Raw genomic sequence first — 15417 nt, 5'->3', positions numbered from 1 at the left:
GGCCCTGTCTTCATGCACCCACCCGGCCAAGATCACCCGCCCAAAGCCGCTGTTCGACCAGAACCGTCCACATGATCGATAGGCATACAGCTTCTCAAGCTCGCCGGCACCAAGTCTGCGGCAGTTCCCCTGACCGGGTTGTGTGACAGCGCCCGCGGCCCGCAGGCCACCCACCACCTCGTCCACCGGCCCGCCTGGCAGACCGCGGCCGACAACGGCGCCGTCCTGCTGGCCAGTCCCCATGTCCCCGCGGGGGAGAAGAGGCGCCTGCAGGCCGAGCACGAGCGCTCGATGCGCGTCCTCGAAGACATCGACAAGGCAGCCGGAAAGGCCGGATGACATGGCATTCAGCCAGCCCCAGCGTGATCAGGTCGAGCGGCGGATCCGAGCCGCCATCGACCGCCTGCTGGCCGGGCAGATCCCTCAAGGAGGGGCCTGCGACGTCAAGACGCTCGCCCGCGAGGCCGGGATCTCCCGCGCGGCCCTCTACCGGACCTGGGGCCACCTCAAGGACGAGTTCGAGAAGCGGCGAGCAGCGGCCTGGGCCGCCGGGCACCAGCCCGACCCCCGCGAGGCCCGCATCATTCGGCTGCGGGACGTCAACGAGCGGCTCACCAGCAAACTCGCCCGCACCCACACCGAGTTCACCCGGCTCAAGGAGCGGCATCGACTACTGCTGTCGGTGCTCGCGGCCAAGGACGACGAGCTGGAACGTCTCCGCCGCGAGCTGAGTACGTTCGCCGGTACGCACGCCGCTCCGGCTCGCAACAACGGTCAGGGGGACAACGCTCAGTTAGGAGCTCTTACTGACGCCGCTGGCCAAGGACACAGAACTCGTTACCTTCGGGGTCTGCCAATACAACCCACGATTGATCACCCTGGCCAATATCAACACGCTGTGCGCCATGAGCCACCAGACGAGCCACCTCGGCGTCCTGGTCATCAGGCCTGAAGTCGAGGTGTAGTCGGCTCTTAGCCTTCTTGCTCTCATCAAGCCGGATGAACTCCAACCCCGGCAGGCGATCCGGCTCCGGGCGGACCGCGAACTCCTCATCAGAGGAGTGGACCACAACCCAACCAAGAGCCTCGGCCCACCACTGCCCCAAGGCCACCGGATCTACCGAGTGAACAATTACATGTTTCCATTCCAAGGTCATCCGCGGAGCTTGGACCTGCCAGGGCTTCGAGAACAGGTGCTCAAGGCGTCGTCCGGTCGTTCCCTGCCCCGTCGCTGATGTCACACCATGGTGATCAGCAGCGCGGAGACCAGCAACGCGGTCTGGTGGAGGGCCTGGTCAGTGAGGTATATGCCGTTCATCCCCGCGGCCTTGAGCTCGGCGAACCCCTTGGAGCCGACATGTTCCAGGAGCCGGCGGACCGGCCATCGCCGATCAAAGAAGGCGTGGGTCACGGCCGACACGACAAGGCCCGCCACCAGGCCGGACCAGGACATCTGGAGCGGCAGAACGGCCCAGACCATCGTCAGCATCGCGGCCATCACCAGGTGGTACTGGGTGACGTGTCGCAGGCATGCACCCCAGCCCTTCCGCGGACTGACACCATCTGCGATCTCGGCCGCCGACGGCGCCGCCTTCCCCGCGGCCTGGCGGTCGGTCTGCCCGATCACGTGGTCCGCGAGGTTGTGGCCGACAGAGAGCACGGCCCACACCGAGCCGAACGTCGCCAGGGCGGCGATCTGGTCGATGGAAGCCATCAGCGACCACCCACCAGAGCGAATCGCGAGGCGAGACAGTGACGGCGGACGACCGCGACACCGACGCCCTCCGGCAGGAAACCGCCCGCCCCGATCACAAGCCGCGGGACCGAGACACTCGACATGGCGGACACGGTCTTTGCCGCGATAGCCCAGAAGTCGCCGATCGCGCTCGCGGCGCGGGTCAGTCCGAGCAGGGCGGCGAAGGTGGCGGGACGGTGCATGCTGGAGTTCTCCTGATCTCGAAGGGTGAAGGAGTGGGTGGCCGGCCCTTTGCCGATGCGCGGCCACCCGGCGGCCTCGCTCCGGCCTGTGTGGCCGGGACGAGGCTGTTTCAGAACGGGGGTTCGTCCGGCCAGGAATCGGCGGCGCGGGCAGGCAGGAGCGGGAGGCACAACGTGCGCCGGTCGGACCAACAGCCGCACGCCTCCATCTCCGGGAACGGCCCGCTGGCCCACCAGCCGCCCGCGCCCCGGCAGCCGGGGCAGGAACAGTGGGGCCCGGGAACCAGCTCGATGCGGTGCCGGTCGGCGTGCAGCGTCAGGTGGCCGGCCTTGAGCACGGCGGCCGTCGCCGCGGCCACGGTCGGGGCGACGGCGAGCAGCAGGACGGCGCACAGGCGAGGGGCGGTCATGTCAGCGGGATGGCCCGGCAGGCGGCGGCGTGCGCGTTGGCCTTCTCGCGGATGCTGAACAGGTGGCCCTTCTCCGGGAACCGCGAGGTGTCCTTGCAGCCGTGGCAGTCCCAGCGGTTCTTGTCGGAATAGTCGCCCGGGGCCGATGACGTCGACGTAGCTGCCGCCGACGGTGAGGAACCGGATCTGGAGGCCCTTGGGCCGGTCGGGCTCGGTGAAGGCGGAGGCGCGGACGGCGGTGTTCATGGGCTGGTGTCCTCTCGGATCAGGCGGCAAGCAGGTGCTTGGCCGGGGGAGCGAGGTAGGCGCCGGGGGTGGGCTCGGTACCGGTGTTGCATGCGTTGCAACAGCCCTGGGTGCGCAGCGGTACTGGCGCAGAGCACTTGTTCCGTGGCCGTCGTATTCCTGAAGCGAGAGCGACAGCTTGGGAGTTCGTCAGAGCTGCTGGCTGTCGAGGATCTGCCGCATCACCAGGGATGAAGTCCTGCTGGGTGACGCGGGCGATTGGGGCCGGGGAACCTTGGGGGCATAGGTTGACGGCATGTTGGAGGGGGCGAACTCCGCGGCGCAGACCATGCCGCAGGAGCATCAGGTAAGGGGGCGGCATGCCGCCCGGCGGAAGAAGGACAAGGGCGGGCTGGCTCGTTCGTCCTTGCTGATGGCTTTTGGCACGGTGGTGTCACGGGCGACGGGGCTTGTCCGTCAGGTACTGCAGGCCGCAGCGCTGGGAACGGGCTTGCTGGCCAGTACGTACAACACGGCGAACACGGTGCCGACGAGCTTGTACACGCTGTTGATCGGTGGTGCGCTCAACGCCGTGCTGGTGCCGCAGCTGGTGCGAGCCAGGACGACGCAGCCTGATGGCGGGCGTGCTTACGAGCAGCGTCTGGTGACGCTCGTGGTGTGTGTGCTGGGCGTGGGGACGGCGCTGGCGGTGTGGGCGGCGCCGCAGATCGTGAGCCTGTATATGCGGGATAGCCCGGATAGTCATGAGGCGTTCGAGCTGACGGTGGCGTTCGCCCGGTTCCTGCTGCCGCAGATTTTCTTCTACGGCCTGTTCAGCATCTACGGGCAGGTCCTGAACGCCCGCGAGAAGTTCGGCGCGATGATGTGGACCCCAGTGCTGAACAATGTCGTGCTGGTCGGCATGTTCGCCGCCTACCTGGGCCTGATGACGGTCCCCGACCAGGTGGAGGACATCACCGCTGCCCAGGTGCAATTGCTGGGGATCGGGACGACGGCGGGCATCGCCCTGCAGGCGCTGGCGCTGATCCCGTTCGCGCGAGCAGCGGGCTTCCGGTTCCGGCCGCGGTTCGACTGGCGCGGCACCGGCCTGGGCAAAAGCGTCCACGCGGCGAAGTGGACGCTGCTGTTCGTCCTGGCCAACCAGGTCGCTCTGACGGTGGTCACGAACTACGCCAACGCCGCCGACCAGGAGCTGCCCCAGGCCGGCGCGGGCTACTCCGCCTACACCTACGCGCAGACAATCTGGATGCTGCCGCAGTCGATCGTGACGGTGTCACTGGTGACGGCGCTGCTGCCGCGCATGAGCCGGGCCGTCGCCGAGGGGCGCATCCCGGATCTGCGCGCGGACCTGTCCCGGGCGCTGCGGATCAGCGGCGTGGTTATCGTGCCCGCCGCCTTCCTCTTCCTCGCCCTGGGGCCGCAGATCTCGTCACTGCTGTTCGCCCATGGAGCAGCGGATGCCGCCTCGGCCCGCCCGCTGGGGTACATGCTGCAGGCTTTCGGGCTTGGGCTCATCCCGTTCTCCGCCCAGTACCTGCTGCTGCGCGGCTTCTACGCCTTCGAGGACACGCGTACTCCCTTCTTCATGGCGGCCTGGATGGCGGGGGTGAACATCGTCCTGGCCACGGTCTGTCATCTGCTGCTGCCCGCTCGTTGGGCGGTGGTTGGCATGGCCGGGGCCTACACGCTCTCCTATGTGGCCGGCCTCTCACTCACGGCGTATCTGCTGCGCAGGAGGCTCGGGGGCCGCATCGACGACGGAGGTCTGCGCCGCACCTACGTGAAGCTGCTGTGCGCCGCGGGTCCAGCCGCAGGGCTGGGCTGGGCCGCAGCGCGTGCATGTGCCGGGCTGGGAAGCGGAACGTGGCCTACCGCCGTCGCACTGGCGGCAGGGGCGCTTACGACAGCTCTGGGATACCTCCTCCTTGCTCGCCTGATGAAGGTCAGCGAGCTGCGTCGCCTGCCAGGGATGCGCTGAGCCCGGGCGGCACGAGAAGGCGTACTTCACGAACTGGTGGCGCAGAACACGTGTTCCGTGAGAGTGCCGTATTCCTGGCCGTCAGCCGTAGATCAGGCGTCTTGGCTGTCGTTGCGACGGATCGCGATGTAGCCGGTCCAGTTGCGCTTGACGAAGTTCGTCCAGTCCGTCGCGTTGTCGACGCTGGTCCCGGTGAGGGCGGCGAGGATTGACGCAGGAACGTCGGCCGCTAGACGAGTCATTCCGATGTGATCAGTGGTCATAAGCGATCAAGGATCGTATGACGGGCTGGCCGGTCTTGTGGTTGTGCCAGATCGCGGCAGCCATCGAGAGGATGCGCTGGGCGCCGCGGACGGCGACACCTTCGAAGGTCCGGCCACCGTGTTGTTCCAGGTCAAGCTGGCCTTTGAGGGTGTCGTTGACCGACTCGATCAGCTGCCGCACCGACTTCAGGAGCTGGCGTCGTTGTCCTCAAAGGGGTTCGTCATGGTCGTTCCTCTCCTTCTCCGTCAGTGGGTGTACTGCTCGGGGGTGCTCAGCCCGTCCAGGACGTCCGGACCGTAGAATTCCCGCACCCAATTGGTGCGATAGAGCGTGTCGAGATATCGCTCGCCGAAATCGGGCGCGATCGCCACCGCGGTGACCTGGCCCGTCGGCCGGTGTCCCGCAAGCCAGCCGCGCGCGCCGGCGATCACGGTGCCGGTGGAGCCGCCGAACATGAAGCCGGTCCTGGCGAGCTGGTGGCAGACCCGGACGGTCTCCGCCTCCGGAACGCTGCTGAGCGCCACGCCCAGGTTGCCGGACGAGGACTCGATCAGGATGGAGTCGGAGCTCAGCAGCCCCTGGCGCTCGGCGGCGTCCACCATCTCGGTGGCCGCCTTGAGTTTGATCGAATCCGCGAAGTTGAAGCCCTCGCACTTGAGGTAGACCGGGAGGTCCATCGTGGAGTGGAGGTCGAGGTACAGGTCTTCCTGATTGAACTGCTCAGGAGCGTCGACGATGGGCAAGCCCTCAGCCCCCGACCCGTAGCGGCTGCGCTCGTGGAAGAAGTCCGGCACGACCATCAGCTCGCCGGAGGCGGCCACTTGGTCGTAGACGTGCTTTCCGACCGCGAGGTCCAGGACCCCCAGGCCGAACGGCGAGAACACCAGGGGCCGGCTCCCGTCGTGGTCGGGCGCCGAGCCTGCCAGCACGTCGCACAGGGTGCCGTGGACGAAGTCCCGGTTGCCGGTGAGCTGTTCGGCAGGTGGGGCGAGGTGTTGGCCTTGAGGCAGTGATCGACGTCGTCGACGATGTTGGTCGAGGCCAGCAGGATCTGCGGCGACAGGTCCCTGAGCGAGACGTGCAGAACCAGCGGGTTGTGGTCGAACCACTCGGGATCCGTGACGTGCGGGGCCCGGCCACCGTCGCGAAGACCACCAGGTCCGACCCGCGGATCAGGTCCTCGGCCCGGTCGTGGAGGGTGACCTTCTCGGACCCGTTCCGGCTCAGGTACTTGCCGAACCCGGCGGCATGCTCGGGGACCAGGTCGTGCACGGCGACCTCGTCGAACATCCAGCCCGTGGCGGCGAGGTACGTGTGGATGTACCGCGCGATGAGGCCGACGCCGAAGAAACCGATTCGGCGCGGGCGACCGTGGCGCCGGGTGAGGACATCCGCTGCCAGGGCCGCCGAGGCCGCTGTGCGGGCGGCGCTGATGATCGAGGATTCAAGACACGCGATCGGGTATCCGGTGTCCTGGTCGTTGAGCAGCAGTACGGGGCCGAGGCCCGGGGTATTCCCGCGGCAACGTTCTCGGGAAAGCTGGAGATCCACTTGAGACCGTCCACCTGGGTCTCGCCGTTGATCGAGGCGGGCAGGGCGATGATGCGTGCGGTGGGGCGGTTGGGGAGCTGAAGGAAATAGGAAGGCGGATTCACCGTATCGCCCGCGCCGTGTGCCCGGTACGCGGCCTCGATCAGTTCCGTCACCTGCTGCTCGTTCCCGGAAAGCACCCGTTCCACTTGGGCGCCGGAAATCACCGCGAACGGCGGCACGTGTCCTTGCATGGATTCCACTCCATCCTCGAGGGGGCCGGTCCGTTCCTCGGTCGACCACCTCGATAGGCATCCGGACCAGGCCACTGCGGTGTGCGAAATCCTCTCGTTTCCCTCCTGGGGAACCGGGATTTCGGACCGGCGCAGTTCAGTCGACATGGGTTAAACCCTAGATATCAACCGGTCGTGGCGCATTCGTCCATCGAATACCTCTATATGGAGTTTCGCCGTGGCGCCGGATTGCCGTGGCGCCGCAGGGCTTGCCGCTCAGTGGTGCTCGCGCACGCACTCCGGCAGGGGAGGCAAGGCCGTCCGGCGCTGGTAGTACGCGATCGCCGACACCGTCAGCAGCGGGGCCCAGGCCAGCAACGGGACGTAGCAGGCGATGAGGAGAGCCTCCTGGGCCCCAGAATTCGTGAGGCTGCCCGAAGCCAGGCTGTGGGACTGGGCGATGCCGACCACGATGCTCAGGAGACGATGGGTAGCGCCGGCACCGCAGCCCACGGATGCCCCGGAGGCGATCAACCCTTTACGCGGCCACTGCGTCAGGCTTTCTTGACCACGCTGGACTTGAGTTGCATGGGGCCGAAGCCGTCGATCTTGCAGTCGATGTCGTGGCCGTCGACGCCGTCCTCGACGAGGCGGATGTTGCGGACCTTGGTGCCGGCCTTGATGCCGGACGGGCTGCCCTTGACCTTGAGCGTCTTGACGACGGTCACCGTGTCGCCGTCGCTGAGCACGTTGCCCACTGCGTCCTTGATGACCCGCTCCGTGTTGCCGCCGTCCGCGGCGTCGGTGGATGCGGGGGACCACTCGTGCCCGCACTCGGGGCAGACCAGCAGCGCGCCCATCTCGTAGGTGTAGGCGCTGGCGCACTGGGTGCAGGGGGGAAGCATTTCAGTCACCGGGGCAGTCTAGGAGGCGACTAGCTGAATTGCGAAATTCTGCAATTCGTTAAATGGTGTGCGGGTCGTGTCCGCGGTTGTCGCACGGTATCGCAGGTGGCCGCCGGCACGGCAGCCTGTCGTGTGTGCGCCCGCAGGGGGTGTGAGGGTCGGGGAGAGGGTTACGTGTCGGTTCCGCTGTATCAGGCCAAGGCCGAGTTCTTCCGGATGCTTGGTCATCCCGTACGGATACGGGTGCTGGAGCTCCTGCAGGAGGGCCCGACTCCGGTACGGGATCTGCTGGCGGCGATCGAGGTGGAGCCCTCCGCGCTGTCGCAGCAGCTCGCGGTGTTGCGCCGGTCCGGCATCGTCAGTTCCCGGCGTGAGGGCTCGACGGTCGTGTATGCGCTCGCGGGCGGGGACGTCGCCGACCTGATGAAGGCGGCCCGGCGGATCCTCACCGAGATGCTCGCGGGACAGAACGAGCTCTTGGCCGAGCTGCGGGAATCCGAGGTCGCCGCCCGATGAGCACGACCTCGTACGCCCAGTCCGTGGCGGGCCGGGTCACCTCGCTTCTCCCCACCCGCGCCGACCTTGCCGACGTGCGCCGCAGCCCGCGCCGCGATGGATCGGGCCTCGGCATCCTCTGTGCCTGTGGGAGTTCCGCCTGCTGCCTCTGGGCTCGCACGCCCTGCTGTGGGCGCTGCTCGGCGCGGCGTTCGGCGCGCTGGGCCTGCGCGCCGCCCCGCGTACGGCGCCGGGCCTGACACCCCAGTCCAACCCCGCCTGACGGCCAGCCAGTGCGCCCCGGCGCGTGTCTCCCGCCCGGCCGCCTCTTCACACAGGTGGCCGGGCGGGTCCGTTGCGAGGGGCGCCAGCTCAGGCAAGGGCGGTGACGAGCTCTGCGATCGGCTTTCGGCGTCCGGTGCAGAAGGGGACCTCCTCGCGGACGTGAAGCCGCGCCTCGGAGCCGCGCAGGTGGCGCATGAGGTCGACGATGCGGTGCAGCTCGTCGGCCTCGAAGGCGAGGATCCACTCGTAGTCGCCGAGCGAGAACGAGGGCGGTTCGCTGCTGCGGACGGACGCTACTGACTCCTGAGCCCAACGGCTCAGGAGTCAGCAGCCATCCTCGCGTTCGGCGCCGCGTGCACTGTCCCCGCGTATCGCTGGGCGAAGCCCGTGTCACTGTCAGCAGTGATGGTGATGTCGTACCGCCCGCCGTTCGCAGGCCATCGCAAGGTGACCCGCTCGCGCGGGCCGACCAGTTGAGTGCGCGCCGTGCCGCCGAAGTCGTTCGGGGTGACCGTAAAGCATACGGCGGTCCCGCCGTCATTGCCGAGCAGCAACTCGACCCACGCCTTGTGATCGCTGCTCCCCAGGACCGCCGCCACCCGAGGAACAGCGGCGTCGATCTGGTCGGCCCCCGCCACCGTCCCCGCGAAGCGGCAGACGAAGCCGTCGGCGCCGTGGACCGTGAAGTCGTAGCGTCCGCCGGTGCGTACTGCGTCCCACACATAGGCGGCGGTGCTGCGCGGCGCGACGGTGAACGGCGTTCCGGCGAACGGCCGCGCGATGTTCGGGAACACCGTGAAGGGGAAGGCCGCCGTTCCCTCGTTGGCAAGAGTGCAGAGGACCTTGCCGGTGGGGCGGTCCACGGCGATGTCGGCCCAAGGGCGGTACGGCAGCGGCCGGCGCGGGCGCGCGCCACCCGGCTCCTGGGTGGGCATGACCTGTGTGCCAGGCGCCGGGGGCTCTACCGCCGGCAGCTCCAACGCCGCATCGGCTTGCTTCACAAGTGCGTGCGTGTCCGGCAGTACGGGGATCGAGAAGTCGGGATGGGCGAAGTCGAAGCAGCTGGTGAGGTCACCGCACACGGTTCTGCGCCACTGCGAGATGTTGGGCTCCCGCACGCCGGTGACGAGCTCCAGGAAGCGCAGCACGGAGGTGTGGTCGAAGACCTGCGAGTTGACCCAGCCGCCGCGCGACCACGGCGATATCACCCACAGCGGGACGCGGTTGCCCAGCCCGATCGGCTGCCCGTCCACGAACTCGTCAGGGGTTCCCGCGGGTGGGAGCGGCGGCACGACGTGGTCGAAGTAGCCGTCGTTCTCGTCGTACATCACCAGGAACACCGTGTGCCGCCACACCTCCGGGTTCGCGAACAGCGATTGGAGAGCGGTGTTCACCCAACGCGCGCCATAGGCGGGGCTGGCGGTCGGATGCTCGCAGAACAGGTAGGGCGAGACCAGCCAGGACACCGTCGGCAAGGTGCCGTCCTTGCAGTGCGCATCGAACGCCGACAGGTCCCACTTCGTCATCGCGTTGATGTAACGCGGGTCGTCCTTGTCGAAGTTGTGGAACTGGCCGAAGTACTCAAGGGCGTTGTCCTCGTAGTTGCCGTAGCGCTCGTCCAGGCCAGGGGTGTGGTAAACGCGCCAGGTGACGTCGGCGGCCGACAAACGCTCCGCGTACGTGGTCCAGTCGCAGACCGGGCTTTCGGGCAGCGGTGTGTTGTCGATCCACGGGCCCGTCGTGCCGTCGCGGCCCGGGCCGACCGTGCCGGTCCACAGGTAGAGGCGGTTGGGGCTGGTGGGCCCGGCCAGTGAGCAGAAGTACGCGTCGCCCAGCGTGAAGGCGTCGGCCAGCGCGTACTGGTAGGGGATGTCCTCACGGGTGAGGTAGCCCATGCTCTGCTCACCCTTGGCGGACGTCCAGCGGTTCATCGCGCCGTTGTTGATGGCCTCGTGACCGCTCTCCCAGTCGTGTGGCAGGCCGTCCGCATTCTGCGCGTTGAACTTCGTGGAGTCCATACGGTAAGGCAGCAGGAACCCGTCGTCGGGCCGGGCAAGGGCGGGCTGGCGGAAGACGCTGTCGCCGTTCGGGAACGTCAGCGCCTGGCGGTCGTCGAACCCGCGCACGCCGTTCAGCGTGCCGAAGTAGTGGTCGAAACTGCGATTCTCCTGCATCAGGATCACGACGTGGCGGACGTCGTCCATGGCGTTAGTTCCTTTCCGCTGACGTAAGAAGGAAGGCGAGCAGGGCCAGGTCGGCACGCTCCAGGGAGTCGAGGACGGTCCGGTTGGCTGCGGGCCGGATCGGTACGGTGGAGGGCACGGCCAGCACCGCGCACCCGGCTGCCTCGGCCGAGGCGACACCCGTGGGCGTGTCCTCGACGACCACGCACGCGTGCGGTTCGACGCCCAGGGCGGCAGCCGCGGCGAGGTACGGGTCAGGCGCCGGCTTCGTGCGGAAGGTGTCCTCAACTGCGAGAGTCACAGCGAACAGGTCCTCGCCCAGCGCCTTGCGTACCAGGTCGACTACATGGCGCGGCGAAGCGGAGACGATCGCCGCAGGCACGCCGGCCGCGGCCAGTTCGTCCAGCAGGCGCAGTACGCCCGGGCGCGGGACGACCTCGCGGGCGACGCGGGCGGCGAAAGCAGCATCCAGCTCGGTGGCGAGCGTGCTGAGTCCGGGGGCCGCCGGGCCGCCGGTGCAGTGCAGGTGAGCGGCGGTGTGCGCGGCCGGTCGACCCAGCACATGTGGCATGTCCGCGTCGGTCAGTGGCCGCCCGATCCTGTCGGCGACCTCTTCCACCGCGGCCCACCACAGCCGCTCGGTGTCGACGAGTGTGCCGTCCATGTCGAACAGGACAGCGGCGGGAAGGCCGGGTGCTGCGATGCGATGGTTCAAGGCGAGTTTCTCCGGTAATGCGGGGAACGGGCGGATGTGCAGGATCCCCGCTTCGGTTGCCGGGCGTCGGGCGGGTTGATCTGGGCCGACAGCGTCGTCCGGTCGAGCGTCGGCGGGAGCCGTCAGCCCCTGTCGCCGCCGCCGTTTCCCCGGCGGCGGCGGTCCACGAGCACTGGTCGGTCCGGCAGCCCCAGCGTCACCGCCGCACCGACCGGGAGCGTGGTCATGGCGTGAGTCGGCACATCGGCCATCACCTCGCCGCCGTTGGCCAGCCGCACGGTCAGCCGCGTCGTCGCGCCCAGGAACGTTGCCCCCAGGATCTGGGACGTGCCCTTCCCGTCCGCGGTGACCTCGACCGCCTCCGGCCGTACCAGTACGTCCACTTCACCCGTTCCACCGGCGACCTCGGCGGCGCCGGGCAGCGTCCCGTTGACCGGCAGCGTGCGGCCGAACACGTCCACGGTCCCGTCGTCCGCTCCGGCCCGGGCCGGGATCCGGCTCATCACACCCACGAACTCAGCGACGAACGCGGTCGCCGGACGCTCGTACAGCGCTGCCGGAGGCGCGCACTGCTCCAGTTTCCCGGCACGCATCACCGCGACCCGGTCGGCCATGGAGAGGGCCTCCTCCTGATCATGTGTCACGAACAGGGTGGTGATGCCTAGTTGCTGCTGGAGGCGGCGGATCTCCTCACGGAGCGTCTGCCGTACCTGTGCGTCGAGCGCCGACAGCGGCTCGTCGAGCAGCAGTACGCGTGGCCGCAGTGCCAGAGCCCGCGCCAGGGCGATCCGCTGCTGCTGACCTCCGGACATCTGATGCGGAAAGCGGCCGGCGTGCTGCGCCAGTCCGACCAGCTCCAGGAGTTCGGCGGCGCGAGCCCGCCGAGCGGCTCTGCCGATGCCGCTCATCCGCAACCCGAAGGCGACATTGTCGATGGCAGTCAGGTGGGGAAAGAGGCTGTAGGACTGGAACACCATGCCCGCGTCGCGGCGGTGCGCGGGGACGCCCGTGATGTCCTCGCCGTCCACGAGCACCTTGCCCGAGTCGGGCCGCTCGAATCCGGCCAGGGTCCGCAGTGCGGTGGTCTTGCCGCAACCGGACGGGCCGAGCAGCGCCACGAGCTCGCCCGGCTCGACCGTGAGGTCCAGACCGTCCAGCGCCGTCGTGGCGCCGAAGGAACGATGCAGCCCGCGGAACTCGACGGTGGCGCCGGTCCGCGTCCGGCTGATGGTTTCGGGATCGGTCATCAGGTCGGTCATGAGGTCTCCTTGGGACGGCGAGCGCGTCCGGCTGTGGCGATGGTCAACAGCAGCACCCAGGTGACGAGCAGGCCCATCATCGACACGGCCACCGACATCTGGGCCTGTGATCCGCTGATGGCGAGGATCCACACGGCGAAGGGCTGGTAGCCGAGGATCGCGGCGACGGTGTACTCACCGAGCACCAGCGCCAGGGTGAGGAACGCCGTGTTGAGCAGCGCTCCGCGCAGGTTGGGCAGAACGACATGCAGGAGGGTGCGCGGCCATGGCGCCCCGCAGGCCCGAGCGGCCTCGACGAGCACACGCAGGTCGATGGCTGCGAGCCCGGTGTCGAGCGTGCGGTACGCCAGCGGCAGCGCCATCAGCGTGTACGCGAGAACCAGGACGAGGGGGAATTGCGGATTCTGGAGTGCGACCAGGGCTTGGAAGAGCGGCGTGCCGACGAAATGATCCGATCCCCAGCGCAACACCTCGCTGAATCCGGCGACAAGGGCAACGGCAGGTACGACCAGCGGCAGCAGACACACGATCTCGACGAGTGTGCGCAGGCGTGGTGCGGCCAGCCGGACCGTGACCAGAGCGGGCACGAGCAGACCCAGAACGAGCGCGATGGTTGCGATGGCCAGCTTCAGGGTCAGAGCCAGACTTTCGGTGAAGCCGCCGGCAGTGAAGATGCCGGTGTAGGCCTCGAAGCCGATGCGCTGACCCGGGACGCCGGCGCCGATGCTGAAGGCGACGGCACATGCGAGCGGGACGAGGAAGTACGCACCGGTGAGCAACAACACTGCGGCGCGCCCATAGCGGAGCGTGCTCAGGCGAGCCATCGCGCGCTCCTGCGCTGCAGCGGCAGCTGAACGGCCGTGACGAGCCCCGCGACCAGCACCATGTCGACACCGAGCGCGAGTGCGATGTTGCCCTGGCCGACCAGGACGTTCCCGGACAACGCGTCCGCGATCTGCATGGTGACCAGCGGTACCGAGCTGCCGACCATTGCTGCGGCGGTCGCGTAAGCGCTGAACGCGGTGCCGAACAGCAGCACATAGCCGCCGAGCAGCGATGGCATGAGGATCGGCAGCGCGACACGCGTCCAGTACTGGAAGGCGTTCGCGCCGTTGTTGCGGGCGGCTTCCCGCCACTGCCGTCGCAGCCCCTCCAGAGCCGGGGTGAGCGTGAGCACCATGAGCGGCACCAGGAAGTAAAGGTAGACCAAGGTCAGACCCCAGAAGCTGTACAAGCTCCAGCCATGGCTGAGCAGGTGGAATCGGCTCGTCAGGACGCCGGCGTTGCCGAGTGTGGCCACGAACGCGAACGCGAGCGGCACACCGCCGAAGTTCGCCAGTACGCCCGACCCGGCCAGGACCGCCTCGCGCAGGGCGCGGAATCGCGAGGTCACGATCACCTGGGCGATCGGCAGGCCGACGACGGCGGCGATCAACGCGGAGGCGGCGGAGAGCTTGACGCTGCCGAGCAACGCGGTCAGGTAGGGGCCCTGCAGCGAGGAACTCATGTTCGCTCCGGTGAGGCGGGCCCCTCCCGGCGCGGACTCGGGTGTCGTGAAAGCGCCGAAGACCATCGTCCCGAGAACCAGACCGAACACCACGGTGGTGAATACGAGCAGCGGCGCGGCACCGAGCCACCCCGCCGAGCGCGGAATGCGCGGCCGGGCCGACCCGAGTCCGGCTCTGCGCCCGGAGGAGCGGGTCCGGTTGCCACCCCCGGCCGTCTGGATGGCGCTCATCCGGCGACTGCCTGGGCCCAGCCCTGGACGACGGCCTGCTTGGCCTTGCTGATCTGACCCTCGGTCGGGAAGGCGACCATGCCATTGCCAGGTGTCCGCGGCAGTTTGGCGGCGAAGGTCGCGTCGAGAGTCCCGGACTTCCGCATCTCGGGCATCAGCACCGGCCGGGCGTGGCCCTTGAGCCACAGGTTCTGACCCTCAGGGCTGTACAGGAACTCCTGCCACAGGCGGGCCGCAGCCGGGTGCGGTGCCCACTTCACAATCGCCTGCGAATAGTACTCGGAGTACACGCCGTCGGACGGGATGCTCACCTTCCAGTCGACGCCCTTGGCGCGGAGATCGTCCGCGTACCCGGTGTTGAGGTAGTCCCAGGTGATGCTGATCGGCGTCTCGCCCTTCTGAATGGTCGCAGGGCTCGACTCGACAGGATTGAAGTTGCCGGCCTTCTTCAGGTGGGCGAAGAAGTCCAGGCCGGGCTTGATGTCGTCGAAGGAACCCTTGCGGGCGAGTGCCGAGGCGTACACGGCGCCGAAGGCCGAGCCGGACTTCGCCGGGTTGCCGGTCAGCGCGATCTGACCCTTGTACTGAGGATCGAGCAGGTCGGCGAAGGTCTTTGGACACTTCTTGACGCGGGCCGCGTCGCAACCGATGGAGACATAGCCGCCGAAGTCGTTGTACCAGCGAGCCTGGGCGTCCTTCTGCGCCTTCGGGATCTGGTTGAACGCGCTGACCCGGTACGGCGCCAACACGTTCTGCTCGGCCGCGCTGATGGCGAAGGCACTGCCCACGTCGATGACGTCCGGAGACCGGTCCTGGCCCCTGCGGGAGGTCGCCGCGTTGATCTCGTCCTGGCTGGAGGCATCGGGATTCTCGACCTCGACCTTGATCCCGTACTTCTTCTCGAAGGCGTCGATGATCTCGCCGTAGTTCGCCCAGTCACGGGGAAGGGCGATGGCGTTCAACTTGCCCTCCTTCTTCGCGGCAGCGACAAGGGCGTCCATGCCGCCGAAGTCCTTTGCCGAAGTGGCGGTCGCGGCCTTGCCACCGCTGCCACTGGCCTCATTTCCACTGGTCAAGCCGCATGCACTGAGCCCGAGCGCGGCCACGACGACGGAGCAGACAAGGCCCGCAAAGCGGGCGCGGTGCAGTTTCACAGGGTTCTCCTGGGAAGAGGTGAAGTTGGCTGTACAACTTGACTCATTACCTCGGAGGGCTGTGTACGGGAGGTAAACGCCGAT

General features: G+C 68.1%; 17 protein-coding genes and 3 pseudogenes. 3 read left to right on the top strand and 17 right to left on the bottom strand.

All coding sequences use genetic code 11. The features are described 5' to 3' along the window. Positions 1 to 138 precede the first annotated feature (138 nt). Positions 139 to 339 carry a hypothetical protein gene (locus ACWD6R_RS21640; RefSeq protein ID WP_451820172.1) on the top strand — a complete coding sequence of 67 codons (201 nt, stop codon included), beginning with the start codon at positions 139 to 141 and terminating at the stop codon, positions 337 to 339. 464 nt (positions 340 to 803) lie between these two features. On the opposite strand, the gene ACWD6R_RS21635 is transcribed toward ACWD6R_RS21640, so the two are convergent. The 4 genes from ACWD6R_RS21635 to ACWD6R_RS21620 form a co-directional block, all read right to left on the bottom strand. Beyond that, positions 804 to 1157, bottom strand: coding sequence for a VOC family protein (locus tag ACWD6R_RS21635; RefSeq protein WP_451820171.1), 354 nt, complete (start codon positions 1155 to 1157; stop codon positions 804 to 806). A gap of 80 nt (positions 1158 to 1237) precedes the next feature. Beyond that, entirely contained in the window at positions 1238 to 1714 is a 477-nt protein-coding gene (locus tag ACWD6R_RS21630) for a hypothetical protein (RefSeq protein WP_451820170.1), read from the bottom strand. After that, positions 1714 to 1938 carry a hypothetical protein gene (locus ACWD6R_RS21625; RefSeq protein ID WP_451820169.1) on the bottom strand — a complete coding sequence of 75 codons (225 nt, stop codon included), beginning with the start codon at positions 1936 to 1938 and terminating at the stop codon, positions 1714 to 1716. Before ACWD6R_RS21625 ends, ACWD6R_RS21630 begins: the two co-directional genes overlap by 1 nt. Positions 1939 to 2048: 110 nt before the next feature. Beyond that, a complete protein-coding gene (locus ACWD6R_RS21620; RefSeq protein WP_451820168.1) occupies positions 2049 to 2594 on the bottom strand; it encodes a hypothetical protein in 546 nt (181 codons plus the stop codon). 295 nt (positions 2595 to 2889) lie between these two features. Here ACWD6R_RS21620 and murJ point away from each other — a divergent pair, with 295 nt between their 5' ends. Continuing rightward, a complete protein-coding gene (murJ, locus tag ACWD6R_RS21615) occupies positions 2890 to 4572 on the top strand; it encodes a murein biosynthesis integral membrane protein MurJ (RefSeq protein ID WP_451820167.1) in 1683 nt (560 codons plus the stop codon). A gap of 92 nt (positions 4573 to 4664) precedes the next feature. On the opposite strand, the gene ACWD6R_RS21610 is transcribed toward murJ, so the two are convergent. The 6 genes and pseudogenes from ACWD6R_RS21610 to ACWD6R_RS21585 all read right to left on the bottom strand — a co-directional run bounded on the left by ACWD6R_RS21610 (position 4665) and on the right by ACWD6R_RS21585 (position 7513). Continuing rightward, on the bottom strand, positions 4665 to 4814 hold the full coding sequence (locus tag ACWD6R_RS21610; RefSeq protein WP_451820166.1) for a hypothetical protein: 150 nt from the start codon (positions 4812 to 4814) through the stop codon (positions 4665 to 4667). Positions 4815 to 4824: 10 nt separating this feature from the next. After that, positions 4825 to 5028 (bottom strand): annotated as a pseudogene (locus ACWD6R_RS21605) (IS982 family transposase); the annotation flags it as partial. Positions 5029 to 5081: 53 nt separating this feature from the next. After that, positions 5082 to 5579: a hypothetical protein gene (locus ACWD6R_RS21600; protein ID WP_451820178.1), complete on the bottom strand. Its 498-nt coding sequence runs from the start codon at positions 5577 to 5579 to the stop codon at positions 5082 to 5084. A 15-nt stretch (positions 5580 to 5594) separates the two neighbouring features. Further along, positions 5595 to 6620: pseudogene (gene sbnB, locus ACWD6R_RS21595) on the bottom strand (2,3-diaminopropionate biosynthesis protein SbnB); the annotation flags it as partial. 255 nt (positions 6621 to 6875) lie between these two features. Then, complete coding sequence (locus ACWD6R_RS21590) at positions 6876 to 7070, bottom strand: hypothetical protein (protein ID WP_451820165.1); 195 nt, start codon at positions 7068 to 7070, stop codon at positions 6876 to 6878. A gap of 83 nt (positions 7071 to 7153) precedes the next feature. Beyond that, complete coding sequence (locus tag ACWD6R_RS21585; protein ID WP_451820164.1) at positions 7154 to 7513, bottom strand: zinc ribbon domain-containing protein YjdM; 360 nt, start codon at positions 7511 to 7513, stop codon at positions 7154 to 7156. A 165-nt stretch (positions 7514 to 7678) separates the two neighbouring features. Here ACWD6R_RS21585 and ACWD6R_RS21580 point away from each other — a divergent pair, with 165 nt between their 5' ends. Next, complete coding sequence (locus tag ACWD6R_RS21580) at positions 7679 to 8020, top strand: ArsR/SmtB family transcription factor (protein WP_451820163.1); 342 nt, start codon at positions 7679 to 7681, stop codon at positions 8018 to 8020. Between the two features lie 351 nt (positions 8021 to 8371). Here the strand turns inward: ACWD6R_RS21580 and ACWD6R_RS21575 are convergent. The 7 genes and pseudogenes from ACWD6R_RS21575 to ACWD6R_RS21545 all read right to left on the bottom strand — a co-directional run. Then, a pseudogene (locus ACWD6R_RS21575) lies at positions 8372 to 8572 on the bottom strand (chlorite dismutase family protein); the annotation flags it as partial. Positions 8573 to 8601: 29 nt separating this feature from the next. Beyond that, a complete protein-coding gene (locus ACWD6R_RS21570) occupies positions 8602 to 10488 on the bottom strand; it encodes a phosphocholine-specific phospholipase C (protein WP_451820162.1) in 1887 nt (628 codons plus the stop codon). Positions 10489 to 10492: 4 nt separating this feature from the next. After that, complete coding sequence (locus tag ACWD6R_RS21565; protein ID WP_451820161.1) at positions 10493 to 11182, bottom strand: HAD family hydrolase; 690 nt, start codon at positions 11180 to 11182, stop codon at positions 10493 to 10495. A 122-nt stretch (positions 11183 to 11304) separates the two neighbouring features. Next, positions 11305 to 12441 (bottom strand): ABC transporter ATP-binding protein, encoded by a 1137-nt coding sequence (locus ACWD6R_RS21560; RefSeq protein ID WP_451820160.1) that lies wholly within the window; start codon positions 12439 to 12441, stop codon positions 11305 to 11307. After that, a complete protein-coding gene (locus ACWD6R_RS21555) occupies positions 12438 to 13265 on the bottom strand; it encodes an ABC transporter permease (RefSeq protein ID WP_451820159.1) in 828 nt (275 codons plus the stop codon). Before ACWD6R_RS21555 ends, ACWD6R_RS21560 begins: the two co-directional genes overlap by 4 nt. After that, positions 13253 to 14179, bottom strand: coding sequence for an ABC transporter permease (locus tag ACWD6R_RS21550; protein WP_451820158.1), 927 nt, complete (start codon positions 14177 to 14179; stop codon positions 13253 to 13255). The genes ACWD6R_RS21555 and ACWD6R_RS21550 overlap by 13 nt, the downstream gene beginning before the upstream one ends. Next, positions 14176 to 15333, bottom strand: coding sequence for an ABC transporter substrate-binding protein (locus ACWD6R_RS21545; protein ID WP_451820157.1), 1158 nt, complete (start codon positions 15331 to 15333; stop codon positions 14176 to 14178). The genes ACWD6R_RS21550 and ACWD6R_RS21545 overlap by 4 nt, the downstream gene beginning before the upstream one ends. Positions 15334 to 15417 lie beyond the last annotated feature (84 nt).

This window comes from Streptomyces sp. NPDC005151 (assembly GCF_053599875.1).
Note: the sequence above shows the minus strand (reverse complement) of the source record. Positions and strands in the feature narration are given on the sequence as shown.

Excerpts from the sequence above, each read along its gene's own strand:
- ACWD6R_RS21635 (WP_451820171.1), bottom strand. The coding sequence starts at position 1,157 with ATGACCTTGGAATGGAAACATGTAATTGTTCACTCGGTAGATCCGGTG.
- ACWD6R_RS21610 (WP_451820166.1), bottom strand. The coding sequence starts at position 4,814 with ATGACTCGTCTAGCGGCCGACGTTCCTGCGTCAATCCTCGCCGCCCTC.
- ACWD6R_RS21570 (WP_451820162.1), bottom strand. The coding sequence starts at position 10,488 with ATGGACGACGTCCGCCACGTCGTGATCCTGATGCAGGAGAATCGCAGT.
- ACWD6R_RS21560 (WP_451820160.1), bottom strand. The coding sequence starts at position 12,441 with ATGACCGACCTGATGACCGATCCCGAAACCATCAGCCGGACGCGGACC.
- ACWD6R_RS21625 (WP_451820169.1), bottom strand. The coding sequence starts at position 1,938 with ATGCACCGTCCCGCCACCTTCGCCGCCCTGCTCGGACTGACCCGCGCC.
- ACWD6R_RS21555 (WP_451820159.1), bottom strand. The coding sequence starts at position 13,265 with ATGGCTCGCCTGAGCACGCTCCGCTATGGGCGCGCCGCAGTGTTGTTG.
- ACWD6R_RS21550 (WP_451820158.1), bottom strand. The coding sequence starts at position 14,179 with ATGAGCGCCATCCAGACGGCCGGGGGTGGCAACCGGACCCGCTCCTCC.
- ACWD6R_RS21630 (WP_451820170.1), bottom strand. The coding sequence starts at position 1,714 with ATGGCTTCCATCGACCAGATCGCCGCCCTGGCGACGTTCGGCTCGGTG.
- ACWD6R_RS21620 (WP_451820168.1), bottom strand. The coding sequence starts at position 2,594 with ATGAACACCGCCGTCCGCGCCTCCGCCTTCACCGAGCCCGACCGGCCC.
- murJ (WP_451820167.1), top strand. The coding sequence starts at position 2,890 with ATGTTGGAGGGGGCGAACTCCGCGGCGCAGACCATGCCGCAGGAGCAT.